This is a genomic window from Modestobacter sp. VKM Ac-2977, assembly GCF_026968045.1.
GTDB lineage: Bacteria > Actinomycetota > Actinomycetes > Mycobacteriales > Geodermatophilaceae > Modestobacter.
Genome location: NZ_JAPVBQ010000001.1, coordinates 262,770 through 286,663 on the forward strand (window position 1 = coordinate 262,770; position 23,894 = coordinate 286,663).

Annotated in this window: 22 protein-coding genes, 1 tRNA gene and 1 riboswitch; of the genes, 17 read left to right on the plus strand and 6 right to left on the minus strand. The window is 74.2% G+C overall.

The features are described from left to right. Positions 1-42: 42 nt before the first annotated feature. On the minus strand, positions 43-687 hold the full coding sequence (locus tag O2V63_RS01245; protein WP_269165757.1) for a copper chaperone PCu(A)C: 645 nt from the start codon (positions 685-687) through the stop codon (positions 43-45). Positions 688-789: 102 nt separating this feature from the next. On the opposite strand from O2V63_RS01245, the gene O2V63_RS01250 reads away from it, so the two are divergent. Continuing rightward, positions 790-2,355, plus strand: a complete 1,566-nt coding sequence (locus O2V63_RS01250) for a cryptochrome/photolyase family protein (protein ID WP_269165758.1) — start codon at positions 790-792, stop codon at positions 2,353-2,355. A 13-nt stretch (positions 2,356-2,368) separates the two neighbouring features. On the opposite strand, the gene O2V63_RS01255 is transcribed toward O2V63_RS01250, so the two are convergent. Beyond that, a complete protein-coding gene (locus O2V63_RS01255; protein ID WP_269165759.1) occupies positions 2,369-3,229 on the minus strand; it encodes a UbiA family prenyltransferase in 861 nt (286 codons plus the stop codon). Positions 3,230-3,359: 130 nt separating this feature from the next. Here O2V63_RS01255 and O2V63_RS01260 point away from each other — a divergent pair, with 130 nt between their 5' ends. Genes O2V63_RS01260 through rlmB form a run of 5 tightly spaced genes read left to right on the plus strand, consistent with a single transcriptional unit; the run spans position 3,360 to position 7,417 of the window. Then, positions 3,360-3,842, plus strand: coding sequence for a CarD family transcriptional regulator (locus O2V63_RS01260; RefSeq protein WP_036334607.1), 483 nt, complete (start codon positions 3,360-3,362; stop codon positions 3,840-3,842). Positions 3,843-3,880: 38 nt separating this feature from the next. Continuing rightward, positions 3,881-4,552: a 2-C-methyl-D-erythritol 4-phosphate cytidylyltransferase gene (gene ispD / locus O2V63_RS01265; RefSeq protein WP_269165760.1), complete on the plus strand. Its 672-nt coding sequence runs from the start codon at positions 3,881-3,883 to the stop codon at positions 4,550-4,552. Then, a complete protein-coding gene (ispF, locus tag O2V63_RS01270; protein ID WP_269165761.1) occupies positions 4,549-5,058 on the plus strand; it encodes a 2-C-methyl-D-erythritol 2,4-cyclodiphosphate synthase in 510 nt (169 codons plus the stop codon). The genes ispD and ispF overlap by 4 nt, the downstream gene beginning before the upstream one ends. Next, complete coding sequence (gene cysS, locus O2V63_RS01275) at positions 5,055-6,455, plus strand: cysteine--tRNA ligase (protein WP_269165762.1); 1,401 nt, start codon at positions 5,055-5,057, stop codon at positions 6,453-6,455. The genes ispF and cysS overlap by 4 nt, the downstream gene beginning before the upstream one ends. Beyond that, entirely contained in the window at positions 6,455-7,417 is a 963-nt protein-coding gene (rlmB, locus tag O2V63_RS01280; protein WP_269165763.1) for a 23S rRNA (guanosine(2251)-2'-O)-methyltransferase RlmB, read from the plus strand. Before cysS ends, rlmB begins: the two co-directional genes overlap by 1 nt. A 130-nt stretch (positions 7,418-7,547) precedes the next feature. On the opposite strand, the gene O2V63_RS01285 is transcribed toward rlmB, so the two are convergent. Both O2V63_RS01285 and O2V63_RS01290 read right to left on the minus strand, forming a co-directional pair. Then, the gene (locus O2V63_RS01285; protein ID WP_269165764.1) at positions 7,548-8,828 is read right to left on the minus strand and encodes a DUF445 domain-containing protein; all 1,281 of its coding nucleotides are present in this window, start codon (positions 8,826-8,828) and stop codon (positions 7,548-7,550) included. 135 nt (positions 8,829-8,963) lie between these two features. Next, a complete protein-coding gene (locus O2V63_RS01290; RefSeq protein WP_269165765.1) occupies positions 8,964-10,454 on the minus strand; it encodes a S1C family serine protease in 1,491 nt (496 codons plus the stop codon). Between the two features lie 219 nt (positions 10,455-10,673). Between O2V63_RS01290 and O2V63_RS01295 the strand changes: the two genes are divergently transcribed. The 3 genes from O2V63_RS01295 (at position 10,674) to O2V63_RS01305 (ending at position 11,767) form a co-directional block, all read left to right on the plus strand. Next, on the plus strand, positions 10,674-11,321 hold the full coding sequence (locus O2V63_RS01295) for a hypothetical protein (RefSeq protein WP_269165766.1): 648 nt from the start codon (positions 10,674-10,676) through the stop codon (positions 11,319-11,321). Between the two features lie 78 nt (positions 11,322-11,399). Beyond that, positions 11,400-11,474 (plus strand) — tRNA-Thr (locus tag O2V63_RS01300). An 83-nt stretch (positions 11,475-11,557) separates the two neighbouring features. Then, complete coding sequence (locus O2V63_RS01305) at positions 11,558-11,767, plus strand: dodecin (RefSeq protein WP_036334618.1); 210 nt, start codon at positions 11,558-11,560, stop codon at positions 11,765-11,767. 60 nt (positions 11,768-11,827) lie between these two features. Here O2V63_RS01305 and O2V63_RS01310 read toward each other — a convergent pair whose 3' ends face one another. Continuing rightward, on the minus strand, positions 11,828-12,226 hold the full coding sequence (locus tag O2V63_RS01310) for a DUF5313 family protein (protein ID WP_052090981.1): 399 nt from the start codon (positions 12,224-12,226) through the stop codon (positions 11,828-11,830). A 96-nt stretch (positions 12,227-12,322) separates the two neighbouring features. Here O2V63_RS01310 and rarD point away from each other — a divergent pair, with 96 nt between their 5' ends. The 5 genes from rarD (at position 12,323) to O2V63_RS01335 (ending at position 19,103) form a co-directional block, all read left to right on the plus strand. Next, complete coding sequence (gene rarD / locus O2V63_RS01315; protein ID WP_269165767.1) at positions 12,323-13,234, plus strand: EamA family transporter RarD; 912 nt, start codon at positions 12,323-12,325, stop codon at positions 13,232-13,234. 133 nt (positions 13,235-13,367) lie between these two features. After that, positions 13,368-13,769: a DUF3263 domain-containing protein gene (locus O2V63_RS01320; protein ID WP_269165768.1), complete on the plus strand. Its 402-nt coding sequence runs from the start codon at positions 13,368-13,370 to the stop codon at positions 13,767-13,769. Positions 13,770-13,951: 182 nt separating this feature from the next. Continuing rightward, on the plus strand, positions 13,952-15,292 hold the full coding sequence (locus O2V63_RS01325; RefSeq protein ID WP_269165769.1) for a LytR C-terminal domain-containing protein: 1,341 nt from the start codon (positions 13,952-13,954) through the stop codon (positions 15,290-15,292). A gap of 59 nt (positions 15,293-15,351) precedes the next feature. After that, positions 15,352-18,192, plus strand: coding sequence for an alpha/beta fold hydrolase (locus tag O2V63_RS01330; RefSeq protein WP_269165770.1), 2,841 nt, complete (start codon positions 15,352-15,354; stop codon positions 18,190-18,192). A 44-nt stretch (positions 18,193-18,236) separates the two neighbouring features. Next, positions 18,237-19,103, plus strand: a complete 867-nt coding sequence (locus tag O2V63_RS01335; protein WP_269165771.1) for an ABC transporter permease — start codon at positions 18,237-18,239, stop codon at positions 19,101-19,103. Between the two features lie 13 nt (positions 19,104-19,116). On the opposite strand, the gene O2V63_RS01340 is transcribed toward O2V63_RS01335, so the two are convergent. Next, entirely contained in the window at positions 19,117-19,941 is an 825-nt protein-coding gene (locus tag O2V63_RS01340; protein ID WP_269165772.1) for an HAD family hydrolase, read from the minus strand. Positions 19,942-20,000: 59 nt separating this feature from the next. Next, positions 20,001-20,129, plus strand: a riboswitch (SAM riboswitch). Between the two features lie 12 nt (positions 20,130-20,141). Between O2V63_RS01340 and thrC the strand changes: the two genes are divergently transcribed. From thrC to groL, 3 genes are all read left to right on the plus strand, one after another. After that, positions 20,142-21,443, plus strand: coding sequence for a threonine synthase (gene thrC, locus O2V63_RS01345; RefSeq protein ID WP_269165773.1), 1,302 nt, complete (start codon positions 20,142-20,144; stop codon positions 21,441-21,443). Between the two features lie 209 nt (positions 21,444-21,652). Further along, positions 21,653-21,853 carry a cold-shock protein gene (locus tag O2V63_RS01350; RefSeq protein ID WP_036334654.1) on the plus strand — a complete coding sequence of 67 codons (201 nt, stop codon included), beginning with the start codon at positions 21,653-21,655 and terminating at the stop codon, positions 21,851-21,853. Between the two features lie 264 nt (positions 21,854-22,117). Continuing rightward, on the plus strand, positions 22,118-23,749 hold the full coding sequence (gene groL, locus O2V63_RS01355; protein WP_036334655.1) for a chaperonin GroEL: 1,632 nt from the start codon (positions 22,118-22,120) through the stop codon (positions 23,747-23,749). Positions 23,750-23,894: the final 145 nt, after the last annotated feature.

Consider the following 23,894-nt stretch of genomic DNA (forward strand, 5'->3'; position numbering starts at 1 on the left):
TCATGGTGACGGCGGGGTACGACAGTCCGGGGAGGAGGTCGCTCAGCCCTCGCCCTCGGCCGACTCCTGCTCGCGGGCCTCCTGGCCGGAGCTCTCCTCGACGGAGCCCTCTTCGCCGGCGACCTCTTCCTCGCCGTGGAAGTCGAACCCCTCACCGCGCGGGAGGTCGCGGGTGGGCACCCCGACGGGGACCGGGAGGGTGATCTCGCCGGCCTCCTCGAAGGTGAAGGTCACGTCGATGGACTCGCCCGGCCCGATGGCCTCGGTGAGGCCCACGAGCGCGACGGTGGGCCCCTCGCCGCTGCTCAGGTACAGGATGCCGTTCGGCGGGACGGTGAGGCCCAGGTCGGTGGAGCCGCTGGTCTCGGCGGCCGGTTCGGCAGCGTCCGGGTCGATCACCTCGACGCTCTCGAAGGCATCGCCCTCGATCGACACGAGGGTGTCCTCCTCGAGGCCCGTGCTGGCGACGGCACCGACCAGCCGGGCGTCGCTCCCGCTGCTGTACTGCCCGCCGGTCGGGTAGGGCAGCGACAGCGCCCGCAGCGTCACGTCGTCCAGGTCGGCCTGGTTGCCCACGTTCGGCTCCTGGGTCGAGGTCTGCGTGACCTGACCGGCGCTGCAGGCGGTGAGCGCGATCGGGGTGAGCAGCAGGGCGCCCATCACGGCAGCGCGCGGTGCGCGGTTCACAGCGTCGACCTCCAGAGACGTGTCGGCCACCGAGGACGCCGGTGGCACGAGTCGCGCTGAGCGTAACCGGCACCCCAGGATGTCCGCTGGGAGGTGAGGGACGTGGCGGCAGGTGGCGTGCGCGACCTCCCGGGGTCCGGCGACCCCGCGCTCGCCGACTTCCCAGCTCAGGCCCCGGACACCCGCCGCTGGTGCTTCGCCGACCAGCTCGGGCCGCACTTCCTCGACGCGCCGGGGCAGCCCGTGCTGCTCGTCGAGTCGCGGGGCGTCTTCCGCCGCCGCCGCTTCCACCGGCAGAAGGCGCACCTGCTGCTGTCGGCCCTCCGGCACCGTGCGGCCGAGCTCGGCGACCAGGCGACCTTCCTGCAGACCGACAGCTACGCCGAGGCGCTGGACCGGGTCCGGGAGCCCCTGTCGGTGTGCGCGCCGACCACCTGGCCGGCGCGTGACTTCGTGCTCCGCCGTCCAGGCGTCACGGTGTTGGAGGCCCGGGGGTTCGTGACCCGGCAGGCCGACTTCCGCCGCTGGGCGGAGGGCCGTTCCCGGCAGCGCCTGCTGATGGACGACTTCTACCGGGTGGCCCGGCGGGTGCACGACGTCCTGATGGACGGGGCGGAGCCGGCCGGTGGCACCTGGAACCTCGACCACGAGAACCGGGAGCCGGCGCCGGCCGACGGGCGGGTGGACGTCCCGCCGCCGTGGCTGCCCGTCGAGGACGAGATCGACGAGCAGGTGCGCGCCGACCTGGACCGCTGGGCGGCCGACGGTGACGTCGCCTTCGTCGGGGACGACGGGCCGCGGCTGTTCCCGGTCACGCACGCCGAGACCGAGGAGCGGCTCGCGGACTTCCTCACCCACCGGCTGCGCGCGTTCGGCCCGCACGAGGACGCGATGCTGGCCGGTGACCCGTGGCTGGCGCACTCGATGCTCTCCGCGTCGCTGAACCTCGGGCTCGTCGACCCGGCGGACGTCGTCGCCCGGGCCGAGCAGGCGTACCGCGACTCGGTGGCCGCCGGCGACCCGTTGCCGCTGAACTCGGTCGAGGGATTCGTCCGGCAGGTGATGGGCTGGCGGGACTGGATCTGGCACCTCTACTGGCAGCTCGGGCGCGACTACCGGCACGGGAACGCGCTGGCCGCACACGCGGAGGTGCCGTCCTGGCTGGGTGACCTGGAGGCCGAGGCCGTGGGGGCCAACTGCCTGTCCTCCGTGGTCCGGGACGTGCGCGAGCGCGGCTGGGTGCACCACATCCCGCGGCTGATGGTGCTGGGCAACTACGCGCTGCAGCGCGGGATCGAGCCGCTGGCGATGACCGACTGGTTCCACCGGGTCTTCGTCGACGGCTACGACTGGGTGATGGTCGCCAACGTCGTCGGGATGAGCCAGCACGCCGACGGCGGCGTGCTGGCGACCAAGCCCTACGCCGCAGGCGGTGCGTACATCAACCGGATGAGCGACTACTGCGGCGGCTGCCGGTACGACCCGAAGAAGCGGCTCGGTGCGGACGCCTGCCCGTTCACCGCCGGGTACTGGGCGTTCCTGGAGCGCAACCGTGAGCGGCTGGCCGAGAACCGGCGGATGCGTCAGCCGTTGTCCGGCCTGGGGCGGCTCAGGGACCTGGACGCCGTCGTGGAGCAGGAGCGCGACCGGGGCACCGGCCCGCGCTGACTGCGGCCCTTCATCAGGTGATCGCCGCCCCGCCGGCCAGCAGCAGGGCGACGTCGAGCACGGTCAGCAGCAGCACCGCCGGGAAGGCGAGCCGGCGCGCTCGGGGACTGCCGGCGAGGGCGGCGACGACCACGGCCGGCGCGGCGAGGGCGCAGGCCAGCCAGCCGAGCGTGCCCGGTGGGCCGGGTGGCCCCAGCACCAGCAGCAGGGTGGCACCACCCAGCAGCACGGCGCCGGCGACCGCGGAGGGCACGGCCCCGACCCGGTGCGGCAGGCCGCGGACGCCGGTGGCCAGGTCGTCGTCGACGTCGGGCGCCACGTTGGCGACGTGCGCCGCCCCGCCGAGCGCCGCCCCGGCCGCGATCAGCCACCACGGTGCTCCAGGGCCGCCCGGCGCCGCGGCGACCACGCCGGCGGGGAGCGCGCCGAAACCGGTCAGGTAGGGGAGCGGGGACAGTGCGGTGCGCTTGAGGCCGGCGTCGTAGGCCAGCCCGCTGGCGACCAGCACCAGGAGGAGGAGGCCGGGCACGACGCCCAACGCCAGGGACGTGACGACGGCGACGGCGACGGCGAGCGCCGTGGCCCGGCGCAGCAGTGCCGGGGTCAGCAGCCCCTGGACGACGGGCTTGTCGGTCCGGCCGACGGCGAGGTCCCGGTCGGCGTCGAGCCAGTCGTTGCACCAGCCGATGGCGGCCTGCCCGGCCAGCACCGCGACCCCGACCAGCCCGGTCCGGCCGGCGGGGACGTCGGCGGCGACGGCGAGCAGGACGGCGACCGTGGTGACCGCCAGCGTCGGTTCGAAGTGGGTCGCGCGGGCCATCGCCGCAGCGATCGCGAACCGGCCGGGGCGGCGCACGGCACCCTCCGACTGCACACCGACCACCTCCCTGTCAACCCCGTGTCGACCTCGATCACGCCGCTGACCAGCACTTTTGTAGCACTCTGCCGAGCCGGACCGCATCCTCTCGTGCTAACCTGGGGTGAGCGAAAGGGGTCACATACACATGGGCTTCACTGTTGGCGAGACCGTTGTCTACCCGCACCACGGCGCGGCGCTCATCGAGGCGATCGAGCAGCGCACCATCAAGGGCGTCGAGAAGTCGTACCTCGTGCTCAAGGTCGCCCAGGGCGACCTGACCGTCCGCGTGCCGGCCGACAACGCCGAGATCGTCGGCGTCCGTGACGTCGTCGGCCAGGAGGGCCTGAACAAGGTCTTCGAGGTGCTGCGCGCTCCGCACACCGAGGAGCCGACCAACTGGTCGCGGCGCTACAAGGCCAACCTCGAGAAGCTGGCCTCCGGCGACGTGAACAAGGTCGCCGAGGTCGTGCGCGACCTCTGGCGTCGCGACAAGGACCGCGGCCTGTCCGCCGGCGAGAAGCGCATGCTCTCGAAGGCGCGGCAGATCCTGGTCAGCGAGCTCGCGCTCGCCGAGGGCACCAACGAGGACAAGGCCGAGGTCCTCCTCGACGAGGTCCTGGCTTCCTGATCGCCCAGCTCCACCTCAGAGACACCCAGACCACTCCCGTGCACGCTGTCGGCATCGTCGCAGCGGCCGGGAGTGGTCTGCGTCTGGGGGCAGAGCTGCCCAAGGCCCTGGTGCCCCTCGGGGGCCGGCCGCTGGTCTGCTGGGCGGTCGAGTCGCTGCGGGCCGGCGGGGTCGAACAGGTGGTGGTGGCCGTCCCGGCGCCCCAGCAGGCGGCCTTCATCGCCGTCCTCCCCGACGACGTGCACGTCGTCATCGGCGGGGACACCCGTACGGCGTCGGTCCGGGCTGCCCTCGGCGCCGCCCGCGAGCACGCCGACACGGTGCTGGTCCACGACGCGGCGCGACCGCTGACCCCGCCCGACGTCGTCGCCCGGGTGCTGGCCGCCCTGGCCGGGGGCGCCCGGGCCGTCGTCCCGGTGCTGCCCGTCGTGGACACCACCGTGGTCGTGGACGGCGACGGCGTGGTGACCGCCGACGTGCCCCGCGCCCCGCTGCGCCGGGTGCAGACCCCGCAGGGCTTCGACCGGGCCACCCTGGTCGCCGCCTACGCCCACGCGCACGGCACCGCGGCCGAGTTCACCGACGACGCCTCGGTGGTCCGGGCCGCCGGGATCCCGGTGCACACCGTGGCCGGCGACGAGCGAGCCGCCAAGGTCACCGTCGCGCACGACCTGCGGATGGCCGAGCTGCAGACCGAGCGGCCCCGGTGAACCCGGAGCTGCCCCGCGTCGGCATCGGCACCGACGTGCACCCGATCGAGGCCGGGCGCCCCTGCTGGCTCGCCGGGCTGGAGTGGCCGGGCGTCGACGGCTGCGCGGGGCACTCCGACGGCGACGTCGTCGCCCACGCCCTCACCGACGCCGTGCTGTCGGCCGCCGGCCTCGGCGACATCGGCGGGCTGCTGGGCACCGACGATCCCCGCTGGGCCGGCGCCCGTGGTGCCGCCGTGCTGGAGCACGTCCGCGAGGTGCTCACCGCGGCGGGCTGGCAGGTCGGCAACGCCTCGGTGCAGCTGATCGGCAGCACGCCCAAGGTCGGTCCCCGCCGGGCGGAGGCCGAGGCGGTGCTCTCTGCGGCCCTCGGTGCGCCGGTCAGCGTCACCGCCACCACGACCGACGGGCTCGGCCTCACCGGCCGTGGCGAGGGGCGGGCCGCGGTGGCCACCGCGCTGGTGGTCCGGAGCACGTCCACCGCGCCCGTAGGATCCGCACGGTGAGCCTCCGCCTGTACGACACGGCCGTGCGTGCCGTGCGTGACTTCACGCCCCTGCGTGCAGGACAGGTCTCCATGTACGTCTGCGGGCTCACCGTGCAGGGCCCGCCGCACATCGGCCACGTCCGGTTCGCCCTCGCCTTCGACGTGCTGCGCCGCTGGCTGCTGCACCAGGGCAACGAGGTCACCTACGTCCGCAACGTCACCGACGTCGACGACAAGATCCTCACCAAGGCCGCAGCGGCCGGCGTCCCGTGGTGGGCCTGGGCGTACGAGAACGAGCGTGCCGCCACCCGCGCGTACGACGTGCTGGGCACGCTGCCGCCCACCTACGAGCCGCGGGCCACCGGGCACGTGCCGGAGATGGTCGAGCTGATCGAGCGGCTCATCGCCGGCGGGCACGCCTACGACGTCGACGGCGACGTCTACTTCGACGTCCGCTCCTTCCCCGGCTACGGCGAGCTGACCGGCCAGAAGCTGGGCGACCTGCAGCCGGCCGCGGACACCGAGACCGACGAGCGCAAGCGCGACCCCCGGGACTTCGCGCTGTGGAAGTCGGCCAAGGACGGCGACCCCGCCACGGCCTCCTGGCCCACCCCCTGGGGCCGCGGGCGACCGGGCTGGCACCTGGAGTGCTCGGCGATGGCCGAGAAGTACCTCGGCGCGGAGTTCGACGTCCACGGTGGTGGGCTGGACCTGCGCTTCCCGCACCACGAGAACGAGCGGGCCCAGTCGCAGGCCGCCGGTGACGGGTTCGCCCGCTACTGGCTGCACAACGGCTGGGTCACCATGGGCGGCGAGAAGATGAGCAAGTCGCTGGGCAACACCGCGCTGGTCGACGAGGTCGTCCAGCGCGTGCGCCCGGTGGAGCTCCGCTACTACCTCGTGGCGCCGCACTACCGCAGCACGATCGAGTTCACCGAGCCGGCGCTGGAGGAGGCGGGGGTCGCCTACCGGCGGCTGGAGTCCTTCGTCCGGCGCGCGGCCGAGGTGGTGGGGGAGGACGCCGGCAAGCCGGTGCTGCCCACCGAGTTCACCGCCGCCCTGGACGACGACCTGAGCACGCCCGCCGCCGTCGCGGTGGTCCACGAGGTCGTCACCCAGGGCAACAGCGCGCTGGCCGCCGACGACGCCGAGGCGCTCGCCGCCGCGCTGGGCGCGGTGCGGGCGATGCTCGGGGTGCTCGGTCTCGACCCGCTCGACCCGCAGTGGGCCGACGCCGGCGGCGACCGCCGCCTGGCCGAGGCCACCGACGGCCTGGTCGCGCTCGCGCTGGAGCAGCGCACCGCGGCCCGGGCCCGCAAGGACTACGCGTCAGCTGACGCGATCCGGAACCAGCTCGGCGCCCTGGGCGTGCAGGTCGAGGACACCCCCCAGGGCACACGATGGGAGCTGACCTGATGGCCGGCAACAGTCAACGGCGCGGCCGCTCGGCCGGCGCCGGCAAGAAGACCGCGACGTCCGGCACCGGCGGCAAGAACCGCCGGTCGCTGGCCGGGCGGGGCGCCACCCCGAAGGCCACGGACCGGCCGCACCACCCTGCGTACAAGGCGGCGAAGGCCGCCGCGGCCCGCCAGGACAACCGGCAGCGGGTGCAGCGGCGCAACGCCGAGGCCCCCGAGCTGCTGCTGGGCCGCAACCCGGTGCTGGAGGCGCTGCGGGCCAGCATCCCGGCGACGGCGCTCTACGTCGTCACCGGTGACACGAGCCGCGGCGGGACCGACGAGCGGATCGCGGAGTCCGTGCAGCTGGCCGCCGACCGCGGGCTTCCGCTGCTCGAGGTGGGCAAGGCCGAGTTCGACCGGATGAGCGACCACGCGCTGCACCAGGGCATCGGTCTGATGGTGCCGCCCTACGACTACGCGCACCCGGACGACCTGCTCGACATCGCCCGCGACTCCGGCCGCCCGCCGCTGGTCGTGGCGCTGGACGGCGTCACCGACCCGCGCAACCTGGGCGCGGTCATCCGCTCGGCCGCGGCCTTCGACGCCCACGGTCTCGTCGTGCCCGAGCGCCGCGCGGTGGGCATGACCGGCTCGGCCTGGCGCACCAGTGCCGGCGCGGCAGCCCGGCTGCGGGTGGCCCGAGCCGTCAACCTGGGCCGCAGCCTGGCCTCCTACCAGGAGGCGGGCCTGCAGACCGTCGGCCTGGCGGCCGACGGCGACATGGGCATCCACGAGTACGACGGCTTCGCCGACCCGATCGCGCTGGTCGTCGGGGCCGAGGGCACCGGGCTGTCCCGGCTGGTCCGGGAGCGCTGCGACGTCGTCCTGTCCATCCCGATCACCAAGGACACCGAGTCGCTGAACGTCAGCGTCGCGGCCGGGATCGCGCTGTACGCGGCGGCCTCCGCCCGCCGGTGACCGGACCGGCCGGGTCTGCTGAGCAGGCTCGGCCGGCGACGGCGGTCGAGGGTGAGCCGCGTCCCCGTCGGGTGAGCCGGGGCATGACGCGGCTCGACGGTCGTGGGGGCGGCTCAGCCCCGGACGGCGATCAGCCGAGCAGCTGGGCCACCGTGTAGATGACCAGGCCGGCCAGGCCGCCGACCACGGTGCCGTTCACCCGGATCCACTGCAGGTCCCGGCCGACCTGGAGCTCGATCCGCCGGCTGGTCTCCTCGGTGTCCCAGCGGGCCACGGTGGTGCCCACCAGGTCGGCGACGTCGCCGGAGAACCGCTCGACGGCGTACCCGGCGGCCCGCTGGGACTGCCGCTGCACCAGTTCGCGCACCGTCGGGTCGGTCTGCAGCAGCTGCGCGCCGGAGCGGATCAGTCCGACCACCCGCGCCCGCAGCTCGGAGTCCGGGTCGGCGGCGGCGGTGACGACGGCGTTCTTCGCCGTGCTCCACAGCGAGCCCGACCAGGTGCGCACCGCCGGGTGGTCCAGCAGCTCCTCCTTGAACCGCTCGACCCGGGCCGCGGCCTCCGGATCGGTGCGCAATGTGTGCACGTAGGCCCGCAGCCGCTTGTCGTAGCTGCGGCGCAGCTCGTGCCGGGGGTCCGCGCCCACTTCGGCGAGGAAGCCCTGGAGCAGGTCGAACACCCGGTCGAACACCCGGTCGTCGACCCAGTCGGGCACCCAGGCGGGGGAGGCGTCGCCGAGCCGGGTGCGGAAGACCAGCCGGTTGTCGGCCAGGAAGTTCGCCAGTCCGGTGAGCCCCGCGGAGAGCACCTCCTGGTGCCGATCGCCGTCGACGACGAGCTCGATGCCCCGTGCCACGGCCGGTGCGGCGGGGGTCTCCCGGAGCTTGCGGTCGACGAAGGCGGCCACGGCGGGCTGCAGCTCGTCGTCCTTCAGCAGGTCGGTCAGCCCGCCCAGGGCGGCGCCGGCGTCGCCGGCCAGCCGCTCGGCCCGGCCCGGAGCGGCCAGGAACTCGCCCAGCCGGCCGGGGACGTCGACGGTGGCCAGCCGCTCGTCGACGACCGCCCGGGTCAGGAAGTTCTCCCGGACGAAGGTGCCCAGGCTGGTGCCGATCTGGTCCTTCTTGCGCGGGATGATCGCGGTGTGTGGGATCGGCAGCCGCAGCGGGTGCCGGAACAGTGCGGTGACGGCGAACCAGTCGGCCAGGGCACCGACCATGGACGCCTCCGCGGTGGCCCGGACGTACCCGACCCAGCTGCCCGCCTCCTCGCCCAGCAGCACGCAGCCCAGGAAGACCAGGGCGGCGAGCACGAACAGCCCGGTGGCCAGCCGTTTCATCTTGGCCAGGTCGCGGGCGCGCTGGGGGTCGTCGAGCGACTCGGCCAGCGGGGTGGTCAGCTGGGGTCCGGGCACCCGGCCGAGCCTAGGCGTCGGCACACAGCACCCCACGCCGGACGTGCGACGACCCCGGGGCCGCGGGGGCGGCACCGGGGTCGTCGGTCACAGGAGGTGGCTCCTCTGCGTGGGGGGGGGGAGAGGGGCCCTTCCTCAGTCCGAGGTCTCGTCGAGGGTGACCTCGACCTCGCTGCTGTCCCCGCTGCGGCGGACGGTCAGCGTGACCTCGTCGCCGGGCTGGGCGCTGCGGATCGCGGCGGTCAGCTCGGTGGAGGTGGTGATCGGCCGGTCGCCGACCGCGGTGATCACGTCACCGGCCTGCAGCCCGGCCTCGTCGGCGGCGGAGCCCTCGGAGACCGTGGCAACCTGGGCGCCCTGCCCGACGGCGGAACCGGCGTCGGCCGCCGTGCGGGCGCTGACCCCGAGCAGGGCGTGCGTCGCCGAGCCGGTGTCGATGATCTGCTCGGCGATCCGCTGCGCGGTGTTCGACGGGATGGCGAAGCCCACGCCGATGTTCCCGCTGGTCGCCTCCTGGCCCGGCAGGCCCGTGCTGGCGACCGACGCGATCGCGGTGTTGATGCCGATGACCTCGCCGTCGGCGTTCACCAGCGCACCGCCGGAGTTGCCCGGGTTGATGGCCGCGTCGGTCTGCAGGGCGTCGATCACCGTGCTCTCGTCCTGGGTCGACCCGGCCTGCACCGCCCGGTTGGTGGCGCTGATGATCCCGTCGGTGACCGTGTTGGTCAGTCCGAGAGGTGCACCGATGGCGACCGCGAGGTCGCCGACCTGGACGGCCTCGGAGTCGGCGAAGACCGCGGAGGTCAGCCCGCCGGCGTCGGAGAGCTTGACCACGGCGAGGTCGTTGCTCGGGTCCGTGCCGACGACGGTGGCGTCGTAGACCGTCCCGTCGGAGGTGCGCACCTGCACGGTGACGTCGTCGGTGCTGCTGTCCAGGCTCACCACGTGGTTGTTGGTGAGCACGTAGCCGTCCTCGGACAGGACGACGCCGGAGCCCGACCCCGAACCCGCGGCGGCGCTCACGTACAGGGTGACCACGCTGGGGGCCGCCGCGGCGGCAGCGGCCGTCGTGCTCGTGGCCTTCTGAGCGTCCTTGATGACGACGGGCTGCGCGCTCGCCCCGCTGGCGCTGACCACGGTGTCCACGTCGCTCAGCGCGACCACGCCGGCGCCGGCGCCACCGCCGATCAGCGCACCGGCGACCAGCCCGGCGACGCCCAGCCGCCAGCGCCCGGTCCGCCGCGCCGGCTCGTACGACGCGGCCGGGAACGGCTGCGGGCCGTAGGACGCCTGCGGGAAGGCCTGGGTCTGGGTCTGGAAGGCGGGGGGCACGGCACCGGCGGGTGCGCTCGCCCCCAAGGTGCGCTGGTACCCGGCGGTGCCGTAGCCGGCCGGCGGCCACGGCTGGTGCGCCGCGGCGGGGCCGGCCATGAACGGCGGAGTGGCCGACGGCTGCTCCGCGGGACCGGCGGTCGGGAACTGCTCGGTCGGGGCGCTCGCGGGCTGCCCGGAGCCGGGGGTCTGGTAGGTGGACGCCGGGCGGCTCTGCTGTGGCGCCCAGCCGGAACCGGCACTGCGGTCGGTGCCGAGGCCCGTCTCGTCGGCCGGGCGGTTCTGCTCACTCACGGAAGTCCCTCCTCACGGCAGGACCTCCCCGCCGCGAAGACCCCACTGTGCTCCCTCGGACTGGCTCGTGACTGGTGGTGAGCTGTGAATCAGCTGGACGTCGCTCGCCGGGGCGACGGCGGCCGGGGTTGCGCCGCACCGTCGGCAGGGGTGATCAAGCCCGGCGCGGGGAACGGGACGGCCGAGACCCCTCACCTGTTCGCAGCCTGGAGGCCACCCGTGCCCCTTCCTGTCCTGTTCACCCGCGCCGCCCAAGGCATGTTCGTGCTGGTCGGGGGTGCGCTGGCGGCGGTCGGCGGTGTGTCGCTCGGGCTGCCCGGTCTGGTCGCCGTGGCGCTGGCCGCGGGCGTCGCCGCCTGCCTCGGTGCGGGCATCGCCCGGGACGCGGCGGTCCGGGACCCGCGGCAGGCGGCCGTCGACGCGGCCTGGCGCAGCGCCGTGGTCACCGTGGCCGTGCTGCTCGTGCTCAGCGGCTGTGCCGTGGTGGCCGGTGGCGCGATGACGGTGCTGCTGGCGGCGACCGGGGTGCTGGTCCTGCTCGTCAGGTGGGCAGTGCGGCGGGTGCGGGCCGCCCGGCGGGCCGCCCCCGCCGTCGTGCTGCCGCTGGCCGCCGACGACGGGTGGGTGCGGGCGCTGTCGGTGCCGGCGCTGGGCCGGGAGTGGGTGCGCACCTCGGCGGCGCTGGCCGAGACCCGCGAGCCGGTGGCCCGGCAGCAGCTGGTGCACCGCCGGCAGGAGGCGCTGGACGAGCTGGAGCGCCGCGACCCCGAGGGGTTCGCCCGCTGGCTCTCCGCCGGGGCGACCGTCGACAGCGACCCGGCGGAGTACGTCTCCGGCGACCCCGCGGCGGGCTACGACGCCGCCTGACGACCGACCGGTGCGACGGTCACCGCTGGCCCCGACCAGCCCCCGGTAGCCTGCTCTGCGGCGCTCGATCAGCGCGTCGCCCCATTAGCTCAGTGGTAGAGCACCCGCCTTGTAAGCGGAAGGTCGTCCGTTCAATCCGGACATGGGGCTCCACCCCGCTCGCGGGCTGCGCCGAGGCGTGCCAGGGTCGAGGCCGAGCGCTGCCGTCCGGGCAGCCGGTGTCGAGGAGTCCCGTCGTGAGCGACCACGTGTACCGGCTGAGCGAGATCGTCGGCAGCTCCACCACCAGCGTCGACGACGCCATCCGCACGGCCGTGCGCAAGGCCTCGGAGACGGTGCGCCACATCGAGTGGTTCCAGACCCAGGAGATCCGCGGCCAGGTCGTCGACGGCGACGTCGCCTACTTCCAGGTGACGATGAAGATCGGGTTCCGCGTCGAGGACTAGCGGCTCAGGTCAGGGCGACGTCCTCGCCCTGCACCGCACGCCCCCGGACGGGGTCTCTCATTAGTCGTAGCTGCCCGCGCCGCCGGAGCGGTACCGGGCCTGGCGCTCGATCCGTTCCCGCTCGGCTCGCTCGGCGCGGCGCGCGGCCGTCGTCCCCGGCGGCCAGCCGGCCTTGACCGCGCGGTGCTCGGTCGTCTCGGTCATGTAGGCCACCGAGAACAGCAGCCCGATGACCACCCCGCCGAGGGTCGCGGTGAGCCGGATGTCGAAGGGCACGGGCGGGACCAGCAGGCACAGCAGGAGGACCGGGGCGAGCTGCACCAGGGCGCGGGCCAGGTGCCGCCACACCCAGCTGCGCCGGGTCGTGTCGTCGAGGACCCAGTCCGACAGCGAGGGCGGCAGCCCACCGCCGTAGGCGTACCAGAGCCACTGGGCCGGGTTGGGGCGTCCCGCGTGCACGTCGCCCACGGTAGGCCTGCGGCGGACGGAGCAGGGCGGTGGCCGAGGTGGTCCCACCGCTGCGGACCCGGTGGTGGGCGGGCGTACGGTGCGCCGGTGGACGAACGGCGTGTGGGGGTGGGGGCCGGTCTCGGCGCCTACGCCCTGTGGGGGGTCTTCCCGCTCTACTTCCCCCTGCTCGAGCCGGCCGGCGGGCTGGAGATCGTCGCGCACCGGGTGGTCTGGTCGCTGCTGTTCGTGGGGCTCCTGCTCACCGTCCGGCGGGGCTGGAGCCAGGTGCGCTCCGTCGTCACCGACTGGCGGGCGCTGCTGGTGCTGGCGGTCGCCGCCGTGCTGATCGCGGTGAACTGGCTGGTCTACGTCTACGCGGTCAACTCCGGGCACGTGGTCGAGGCGTCGCTGGGGTACTTCATCAACCCACTGGTCAGCGTCCTGTTCGGGGTGGTGTTCTTCCGGGAGCGGCTCCGCCGGCTGCAGTGGCTCGCCGTCGCCATCGCCGTGGTGGCGGTCCTCGTGCTGACCGTCGACTACGGCCACCCGCCATGGATCTCCCTCGCCCTGGCCGTGAGCTTCGGCCTCTACGGCCTGATGAAGAAGCTGGTCCGGGTCGATGCCGCGCCCGGCCTGTTCGTGGAGACGGCGGTCGTGTTCCTCCCCGCGCTGGCCGTCATCGGCGTGCTGGGCGCCCAGGGCGAGGCCGCCTTCGGGACGGCGGGCGTGGGGAACGGGCTGCTGCTGGCCAGCTCGGGCCTGGCCACCGCCGTCCCGCTGCTGCTGTTCGCCGCCGCCACCCGCCGGGTGCCGCTGTCGACGGTCGGCCTGCTGCAGTACGTCACGCCGCTGATCCAGCTGGCCATCGGCGTCTTCGTCTACCACGAGCCGATGCCGCCGGCCCGGCTCGTGGGCTTCGCCGTCGTCTGGCTCGCGCTGGCCGTCTTCACCGCCGACATGCTGCGCAACGCGCACAGCAACCGGCGGGCCGCCGCACCCCTGCCGGCCGGCGTCTGACCGCTCTGCACGGGCTGCCGACGCGCCCGGGTCGCAGCCGCTCCGGAGCGGCTGCCACACGGCTACCGTCGACGGGGTCCGGAACCCGGGGCCAGGTGCGCCTGGCCGACGCCCTTCCCTCGGAGGCACGACCATGAGCGACGACCCCGTGCAGCCCGTCGGGCCGACGGCGGACGAGCGCACGGCGGTGGTCGGGACCGAGCCCGGGACGGCGCAGGCGACCGCAGCGGACGGGGCTGCTGTGACGGGCGGGACGCCTGGGGACGACACGGCTGCGGGCCTGCCCGTTCGGGAACGGGAGATCCTGGCCTTCGAACGTCAGTGGTGGCGCTTCCCGGGCGCCAAGGAAGCCGCCATCCGGGAGCGCTTCGGGATGACGTCCACCCGCTACTACCAGGTGCTCAACGCCCTGATCGACCGTCCGGAGGCCCTCGTCGTCGACCCGCTGCTGGTGCGTCGGCTGCGCCGGATGCGTGCCGGGCGGCAGCGTCAGCGCTCCGGCAGGGTCCTGGGCACGGACCTCCGTCGCGACTAGCCTGTCTCACTGTGGGGAGGCATGCGGCGCCGTTCGGTGAGGGAAGTCCGTCCGAGGCGACCCCGAGCCCGGGGCGTCGGCGCACCGATCCGCCCGTCGAGTCCGCGCGTCCGTCCGAGGCGGCTCCCCGCTCGGTGACCCCGCGCGCGCCCCAGCGGCCCGCGCCCGACAGCGACGCGGCGATGACCCTGCCCCGACAGAGCCGGGCCGAGCGCCGGCGCGAGGGCCTGCTGCCGGCGGGCGAGGACCCGTTGCTCCGCCGGCCGGCCGGCCGGCCCAGCGCGCCGCCCCCCGTCGGTGGCCGGCGACGCACGGACCAGGCCCCTCCGGCCACCGCCGGGGAGCGCCCTGCGGTCGCCGGTCCCCGGACCCCCGCACCGCGGCCGATGCCGCCGGTCTCCGGCCCGTTGACCGCCGCCACGCCGGCCGCTCCCGTCCCGCCCAGCTCCTCGCCGGGTGCGCCCGCTCTGGAGCCCCGCACCGCGCCGCCGGCCGCCCGCCCCGCGCCTCCGCCGTCGGGTGGCCGGCGTGCGGAGTCCACCGGCTCGACCGTGGCCCCGATGACGACGGGCATGCCGAGCTGGGCGGCCGAGCCCAGCGCACCCCTGCCGGACGTCACCCAGCGCGTCTCCGGCTCGGTGCCGGCCGAGTCGGCCTGGGGCGCCTCCGTGGCCACCCCGGCAGCGCCGGTGGCGCCGCTGCGTGAGCCCCTGCTGCCCGCGCGGGGGAGCAGCACCGCCGGGCGGGCACCCACGCCCACCCCGGCCGTGCCCCGGCGCGCCGACGTCCGCACCCCCCGAGCCGAGCCCGAGCCGGGCCCGGGGCCGGCGTCCGCCCCGTCGCGGCGGGCTGTCGACGTCCCCGTGGGTGGTCGGGCCGCGGCCCGGCTGGAGCGGCAGGCGGCCGAGGCGGCGCGGAAGAAGGACGGCCGGCGCAGTGCTCCGCCGGCCGGTCCGGAGGCCGCACCGGCCCGGTCCGGTCCCGGCCGTGTGGAGGTGCACACCGACGAGGTCCCCCGGGGGCCGCGCCGGGGCGTGCAGGGCCTGCTCGCCGTCGTCGTCCTCGCGCTCGTCGTGCTGGGCGTCTGGTCGTTCACCGGACCCGGTACCGCGGAGACCTCCGCGCAGACCCCGCTGCCCACCGCCAGCGAGCCGGCGCCCGCCGCCGCCCCGGTGCCGGAGAGCGTGCCTCCGGCGGAGGTGGCGGCCGAGACACCGGTGGGGCCGGTGTTCGCGCCGGTCACGGTGCTGAACAGCACCACCATCACCGGGTTGGCGGCCGACGTGGGCGAGCAGTTCAGCGCGAACGGCTGGGAGGTGATCGGCACCGCCGGCTCGCCGGTCAGCGACGTGGCGACCACCACCGTCTACTACAGCGAGGGCGACCCGGTGCAGCAGCAGGCCGCGGCCCAGCTGGTCGAGCAGTTCCCCGACGTCACCGGCCCCGTCGCGCGCTACTTCGAGGTGCCCGGCGTGGCCGAGCCCGGCCTCGTCGTGGTCGCCACCGGCAACTGGCGGCCCTGACCCACCGGTCCCTGGTCGGCTCGCGGAACCAGGAGACCGCGCCGTCCGTTGCCGCCCACGTGCGCACCGCTCCCGGGCCGGCGCGGATCGGCTCGCGCCTCGGCGCCCAGCCGGTGCTCGCCGCCCTGATCGTCCTCCTGCTCGCCCTGCCCGTCCTCGCCGTCGTCCTCGCCGGCACCGACCAGCCTGCCCGGGCCGCCGAGGCCGTGACCACCGAGGAGGCGCGGGTCCCCTCCGGTGCGGGCGCCGACGCCGTGGAGCTGGACACCACGCTGTACCTGCCCCCTGCGGGCGGCCCCGCGCCGGCCGTGCTGCTGGCCCACGGCTTCGGCGGCAGCAAGCAGTCGGTCGCGGCCGACGCGCGCGTGCTGGCCCGCCGCGGGTTCGTGGTGCTGACCTGGTCCGCGCGGGGCTTCGGCACCAGCAGCGGGCAGATCGGCCTCAACGACCCGCGCTACGAGGTGGCCGACGTCAGCACCCTGATCGACCTGCTCGCGACGCGGGACGACGTCGTCCTCGACGGCCCCGGGGACCCGCGGGTCGGTGTGGCCGGCGCCTCCTACGGTGGCGCGGTCTCGCTGCTGGCGGCCGCCTACGACGAGCGGATCGACGCGATCGCGCCGCAGATCACCTGGAACTCGCTGACCACGGCCTTCTTCCCCGACCAGGCCGCCGTCGTCGGCGCCGGCACCCCCGCCGATGTGCCGCGCACCGATGACGCCGGGGTGTTCAAGCGGACCTGGGCCGGGTTGTTCTTCGGCAGCGGGTCGCTGCCCACCGGCGACGGGCGCCCCGGGGCCGGTGGCGACGGTGCCGCGTCCCTGGCCGATGGCCTCGACCCGGCCGCCGTGCAGGCGCTGACCTGCGGGCGCTTCCGGGCCGACATCTGCGCGGCCTACGAGACCGCGGCCTCGACCGGCGAGCTCAGCCCCGAGGTCGCCGCCGTCCTGGAGCGGAGCAGCCCGGCGGGCGTGCTCGACCGGATCACCGCGCCCACGCTGCTGCTGCAGGGCACCCAGGACTCGCTGTTCGGGCTGGGCGAGGCCGACGCCAACGCCCGGGGGGTCGCCGCCAACGGCACCGACGTGCGGATGGTCTGGTTCGCCGGCGGCCACGACGCCTCGCCTTCTGGCCGGGTGACCGCGGAGCTGCGGGACGAGGTCGCCGCCTGGTTCGACGTCCACCTCGATGGCGCCGACGGCGACACCGGCGGTTTCCGCTACCCGGCCCCCACCGGCCTGGGCAGCGGGGTCGGGCGGGTCCAGGGCGGCTCGCAGACGGTCTCCGTCGACGAGTACCCCGGCCTGGCCGACGGCGAGCCCGTCGAGAGCCGGGCGGTCGAGCTGGCCGGCCCCACCCAGCCGGTGGTCACGCCGGCCGGCGGCAGCCCGGCCGCGCTCACCACCATCCCCGGTCTCGGCTCTGTCGGCGCCGCGCTCGCCGGGACCACGCTGGAGATCCCGGGGCAGTTCGCCGCCTTCGAGAGCCCGGAGCTCACCGAGGCCGTGGAGGTGGTCGGGGCGCCGACCACCACCCTCGCCGTGTCGGCACCGGACGGGACGGCGACGATGTTCGCCAAGCTCTACGACGTCGCGCCCGACGGCACGACGACGCTGCCCAGCGGACTGGTCGCGCCGCTGGAGCTCACCGGGATCTCCACTGACCCGGCCGCCCCGACCGAGGTACCGGTGACGCTGCCGGCGATCGTCCACCGGTTCGAGGCCGGCCACACCATGCGCGTGGTCGTCTCCTCCACCGACCAGGCGTACGCCCTGCCCGCGTCGTCGGAGGTGTCGACGGTCGGGCTGGCCGAGGGGGCTGCGCTGGCCGCGCCGGTGGTGCCCGGCGAGGTGCAGGCCGCCGCCGGCTCGGCCCGCTGGTGGGTGCTCCTCGCCGTCCTCGCCGTCCTCGGGCTGCTGGGCTGGCTGGCCGCCGTCCTGCTCGGCCGCCGCCGGCGCCGGCGGGTGTCGGTCTCCGCGCCCGACGGGGAGGACGTGCCGCTGCGCTTCGAAGGGGTGACCAAGGCCTACGGGGACGGGTTCGTCGCCGTCCGGGACCTCTCCTTCGAGGTGCGCCGCGGCCAGGTGCTCGGCCTGCTCGGCCCCAACGGGGCGGGGAAGACGACGTCGCTGCGGATGCTCATGGGCCTGATCCGCCCGACCGAGGGTCGGATCGAGGTGTTCGGCCACGCCGCCGGGCCGGGCGCACCCGTGCTCTCCCGGCTGGGGTCGTTCGTGGAGGGCACCGGCCTGCAGCCGCACCTGAGCGGGCGGGACAACCTCACCCTCTACTGGGCCGCCACCGGCCGTCCGCCGGCCGACGCGCACATGGAGGAGGCGATCGAGATCGCCGGGCTGGGCACGGCCCTGGACAAGCGGGTGCGCAGCTACAGCCAGGGCATGCGGCAGCGGGTGGCGATCGCCCAGGCGATGCTCGGGCTCCCCGACCTGCTGGTGCTCGACGAGCCCACCAACGGGCTGGACCCGCCCCAGATCCACGCGATGCGCGACGTGCTCCGGTCCTACGCGGAGACCGGTCGCACCGTGATCATCTCCAGCCACCTGCTGTCGGAGATCGAGCAGACCTGCAGCCACGTCGTGGTCATGGCCAAGGGGCAGAAGATCGTCCAGGGCACGGTCGAGGAGATCGTCGGCACCGGGGGAGCAGTGCTCGTCGGGCTCGCCGACCCGGCCGACACCGACCGGGCAGTCGCCGTCCTGGCGGGGCTACCCGGGGTCGGCGAGGTGGAGCGGAGCTCGGAGGGCCTGGTCGTCGACCTCGGCCCGACGACCCGCGCGACCGCGCTGACCGCGCTGGTCGAGGCCGGCATCGGGGTCGACCAGCTCACCCCGCGCCGCCGGCTGGAGGACGCGTTCCTGTCACTGGTGGGGGAGTCATGAGCACGGACACGACAGGTCCCGGTTCCACCAGAATGGCCAATTCGGTGGACTCGAAGGCGCAGGCGACGGGGGCGGCGGCCGGGTACCGGCCGGAGCGGACGCTGCGGCTGGGCGTCGAGCTGCGGCGTCAGTTCAAGCGCCGCCGCACCCTCGGCGTCTTCGCGTTGATGGCGGCGCTGCCGCTGATCCTGATCGGCGCCCTGCAACTGGGCGGCACCGAGGAGGCGGAGGAGAACAGCCGGATCAACCTGGTGGACGTCGCCTCGGCGAGCGGACTGAACCTCACCCTGTTCACCCTCTTCGCCACCACCGGCTTCTTCCTGGTCGTCGTCTTCGCGCTGTTCTTCGGCGACACCGTGGCCAGCGAGGCGTCCTGGGGGTCGCTGCGCTACGCGCTCGCCACACCCGTGCCGCGAGCCCGGCTGCTGCGCCAGAAGTGGCTGGCCGCCCTGGTCCTGTCGGTCGGCGCGATGGTGCTGCTGGTCGTCGTCGCGGTGGTCGCCGGCGGGATCGCCTTCGGCTTCGGCGACGTGCAGACCCCGATCGGGGTGGCGCTGGACCAGGGGACGGCGCTGCTCCGGCTGGCCGGGATGGTCGGCTACCTCGCCGTGCACCTGCTCGTGGTGGGCACGCTGGCGTTCTGGCTGTCCACGGTCACCGACGCGCCGCTGGCCGCGGTCGGCGGGGCGGTGTTCAGCACGGTCGTGTTCGCCGTGCTGGAGCAGGTCGAGCAGCTGGGCGGGATCCGCGACTGGTTCCCGACCGCGTTCAACTACGCCTGGACCGACCTGCTGCAGACCCCGGTGGACTCCGGCGACCTGTTCCGCGGCGTGGTCCAGGGGCTCGTCTACTCGGCCGTCTTCACCGCGCTGGCCTTCCGCCACTTCGCCCGCAAGGACGTCACCTCCTGAGCGACGCAGCGCGCTAGCCGAGAGAGGCCAGCACCGCCTGCGCCCAGCCCTCGCCCATCGGGGCGTCGGTGACGACGGCGTTGGGGACGGCGTCGAGCCGGGCCGCCATGCCGTCCACGGCCGCGCCGTTCGCGGTCACCCACAGCCGGCCGACCGCCGGGGCCATCTCCAGGTCGCTCACGCTGTCGCCGACGGCCACGGCGTCGGAGGCGGTCAGGCCGCGGCGGGTGAGGTCCCAGGTGATCGCGGCGCCCTTGGAGATCCCGCGCGGCATCAGGTGGTAGACGTGCGGTGGCAGGGCGTCGGCGTCCAGCGTCATCCGCGGGGTGGCCGGCACCGCGCCGTTGTCGTTCATGGTCAGCCAGCCCCAGCCGCGTTCGATCAGCCAGCGGTCGACCGCAGCGGCGTCCACCCGGCCGCGCAGCAGTGCGTCGGCGGAGTGGGTGGCGTGCCAGGGTTCGTGCCACTCGATCCGCCCGGGGTGCGCGGCGATCAGCTGCTCCACCACGCCCAGCTCGGCGAGCACGTCCATCGGCGTCCGGCCGGCGAACTGCTCGGGCAGGTCGCCGGTGAGCAGGTGGGTCTCCCGGCCGCCGTGCCAGCTGACCAGCGAGCCCAGCTCGGCGATCGCGCCGTCGACGGCGAAGATCCGCCCGGCCTCCAGCAGCTGGGCGTGGGTGCGGCCGCTGACCAGCACCAGTGCGACACCGGCCCGGTGCAGTTCGAGCAGCGCGGCGGCGGGGGAGGCGGTCAGCTCTCGGTCGGCGGTGTGCCAGAAGGAGCCGCGCGGCCCCACCATGGTGCCGTCCAGGTCGGTGTAGACGATGCGGGTGGCCACCGGCCCATCCTGGCGGTGCGTCGCGGGCGGGCGGCCCCCGGGTAGAGTGACGTGCGTTCCACTCATCCAGAGGGGCAGAGGGACACGGCCCGTTGAAGCCCCGGCAACCGCGGTCTGCGCGTATGCGCAGCGTGAGGTGCCAATTCCGTCCCGCGCGGCTCGACGGCCCGGCGCGGGGAAGATGAGGAGGTAGTCGTCGAATGACCCTGACCGCTCCCGGTTCCGCCCAGGCAGACTCCACCGCCGGTGGACAGATCTCCCCCAACCCGGCCCGTGGCCTGGTCTGTCGCAACTGCGGCGCCACCTTCGGGCTCATCGCCGAGCACGCCTGCGCGGAGTGCTTCGGCCCGCTCGAGGTCGACTACGACCCCGAGCTCATGCGCGCGGTGACCCGCGAGGAGATCGAGGCCGGGCCGCAGAACATCTGGCGGTACGTCGCCCTGCTCCCGGTGGGGCACGACCCGGCCTCCCGGGTCAGCCTCGACCCGGGCATGACCCCGCTGGTGCGCGCCGACCGGCTGGCCGCCGAGCTCGGCCTCACCGGTGGGCTCTGGGTGAAGGACGACTCGGCCAACCCCACCCACTCCTTCAAGGACCGGGTGGTGAGCCTGGCCGCCACCGCGGCCAAGAGCTTCGGCTACACCAAGATCGCCTGTGCCTCCACCGGCAACCTGGCCAACTCCGTCGCCGCGCACGCCGCGCGGATGGGGCTGCCCTCCTTCGTGTTCGTGCCCAGCGACCTCGAGCCCGGCAAGATCACCCAGTCGGCGGTCTACGGGCAGGCGCTGGTCGCCGTCGACGGGTCCTACGACGACGTCAACCGGCTGACCAGCGAGCTCGCCGAGACCGACGAGTTCGAGGACACCGCCTTCGTCAACCAGAACGTCCGGCCGTACTACGCCGAGGGTTCCAAGACGATGGGCTACGAGATCGCCGAGCAGCTGGGCTGGCGGATCCCGGCCCAGGTGGTCATCCCGATGGCCTCGGGCTCGCTGCTCACCAAGGTCGACAAGGCCTGGCGGGAGCTGGTCGCGGCCGGCATCGTCGCCGACACCGAGTGGAAGGTCTTCGGCGCCCAGTCCGCCGGCTGCGACCCGATCGCCACCGCGTTCGACAACGGCTGGGACGTCGTCAAGCCGGTCAAGCCCACCGGGATCGCCAAGTCGCTGAACATCGGCAACCCTGCGGACGGCCCGTACGCGCTGGATGCCATCCGGCGCACCGGCGGCTCGGTCGGCCGGGTCGGGGACGACGAGATCGTGCAGGGCATCCGGGACCTGGCCCGCACGACCGGTGTGTTCGCCGAGACCGCTGGTGGCGTGACCACCGCGGTGCTGCGGCAGCTGGTGGAGAAGGGGCTGATCGACCCCACGAAGGAGGTCGTCGTCCTCAACACCGGCGAGGGGCTGAAGACCCTCGACCCGCTGCTGCCGGTGGTCGGCCCCTCGCACCACGTGCAGCCGTCGCTGAAGTCGCTGCGCGAGGCCGGACTCATCGCCTGAGGGAGGGGGCCCCTGCCGGGGCCCGGAACGCAGCCGCGGCAGCACTCGGACGGGTGTATGGCGTGGTCAGGGCCGTGACCTGGGACACCCCCTGCTGTACCGTTCCGCGCGGTTCGAGTTCCACGTTCGTGTTCGGCGGGCGGAAGAGCGAGACCCCGGCCCCTCGAGTCTCAAGGGGCCGTCCGCACGCACTGAACGTGGGAGCACACGTGGCACAGGGCACCGTGAAGTGGTTCAACGCCGAGAAGGGCTTCGGCTTCATCGCCGTCGACGGCGGCCAGGACGTCTTCGTCCACTACTCGGCCATCCAGATGGACGGGTACAAGAGCCTCGAAGAGGGCCAGCGGGTCAGCTTCGAGGTCGTCCAGGGCGACAAGGGCCCGCAGGCGGACGCCGTCCAGAGCGCCTGATCCGGTCAGCACCACGAGGCCCGGTCCCCGGTCGGGGGCCGGGCCTCGCTGCGTCCCGGGGCGGGCGCTCCCACCCCCCCTTCTTGCACTCGCCTGGGGCGAGTGCCAGACTTTGGGCTGGCACTCGGGCTACCCGAGTGCCAGCCAGGTCGGAACGGTGAGGCACCGGGACGCGGACCGCAGGAGCGTTCGCAGCACCGGTGTCGTCCGTCGCGGGCGCCGGACCTGACCAGCCAGCGATCCACGCATGGAGGACATCACCACATGGCCAAGATGATCGCGTTCGACGAAGAGGCGCGCCGCGGACTCGAGCGGGGCATGAACACCCTCGCCGACGCCGTCAAGGTGACGCTTGGCCCCAAGGGCCGCAACGTCGTCCTGGAGAAGAAGTGGGGCGCCCCCACCATCACCAACGATGGTGTGAGCATCGCCAAGGAGATCGAGCTCGAGGACCCGTACGAGAAGATCGGGGCCGAGCTGGTCAAGGAGGTCGCCAAGAAGACCGACGACGTCGCAGGTGACGGCACCACCACCGCCACCGTGCTGGCTCAGGCCCTCGTCCGCGAGGGGCTGCGCAACGTCGCCGCCGGCGCCAACCCGATGGCCCTGAAGAAGGGCATCGAGAAGGCCGTCGCCTCGGTCTCGGAGTACCTCCTCTCGACCGCCAAGGACGTCGAGACCAAGGAGCAGATCGCGGCCACCGCCTCGATCTCCGCCGCTGACCCCGCCATCGGCGAGCTCATCGCCGAGGCGATGGACAAGGTCGGCAAGGAAGGTGTCATCACCGTCGAGGAGAGCAACACCTTCGGCCTCGAGCTCGAGCTCACCGAGGGCATGCGCTTCGACAAGGGTCACCTGTCGGCCTACTTCGTGACCGACACCGACCGTATGGAGACCGTGCTCGACGACCCGTACATCCTGGTCGTCAACAGCAAGATCTCCACGGTCAAGGACCTGCTCCCGCTGCTGGAGAAGGTCATGCAGTCCGGCAAGCCGCTGGCGATCATCGCCGAGGACGTCGAGGGCGAGGCCCTCGCGACCCTGGTGGTCAACAAGATCCGCGGCACCTTCAAGTCGGTCGCCGTCAAGGCCCCCGGCTTCGGCGACCGTCGCAAGGCCATGCTGGGCGACATCGCGATCCTCACCGGTGGTCAGGTCATCAGCGAGGAGGTCGGCCTCAAGCTGGACACCGCCGATCTGTCGCTGCTGGGCCGGGCGCGCAAGTTCGTCACCACCAAGGACGAGACGACCATCATCGAGGGCTCGGGTGACGCCGACCAGATCCAGGGTCGCGTCAACCAGATCCGCGCCGAGATCGAGAAGTCGGACTCCGACTACGACCGCGAGAAGCTGCAGGAGCGCCTGGCCAAGCTGGCCGGTGGCGTCGCCGTCATCAAGGCCGGCGCCGCGACCGAGGTCGAGCTCAAGGAGCGCAAGCACCGCATCGAGGACGCGGTGCGCAACGCCAAGGCCGCCGTCGAGGAGGGCATCGTCGCCGGTGGTGGCGTCGCTCTCGCGCAGGCCACGGCCGTCGCGTTCGACAAGCTCGAGCTCGAGGGTGACGAGGCGACCGGTGCCAACATCGTGCGCGTCGCGCTCGAGGCCCCGCTGAAGCAGATCGCCATCAACGCCGGCCTCGAGGGCGGCGTCGTGGCGGAGAAGGTCCGCAACTCCGAGACCGGCTGGGGCCTCAACGCCGCCACCGGCGAGTACGTGGACCTGATCGCGGCCGGCATCATCGACCCGGCCAAGGTCACCCGCTCGGCGCTGCAGAACGCCGCCTCCATCGCGGCGCTCTTCCTCACCACCGAGGCCGTCATCGCCGACAAGCCGGAGAAGAACGCCCCGGCCATGGCCGGTGGCGGCGACGGCGGCATGGGCGGCATGGACTTCTGAGTCCGCACCGCTCAGCGTCCCGCTGAGCACTGCACCACCAGCACTGCCCGGCAGGGGCGGTCCCGCACTCGCGGGGCCGCCCCTGTCGGCGTTCTGGCCTGATCTCCCCGACGATCATGGGTCTGCGGTGGCGACCCGCCGCTGT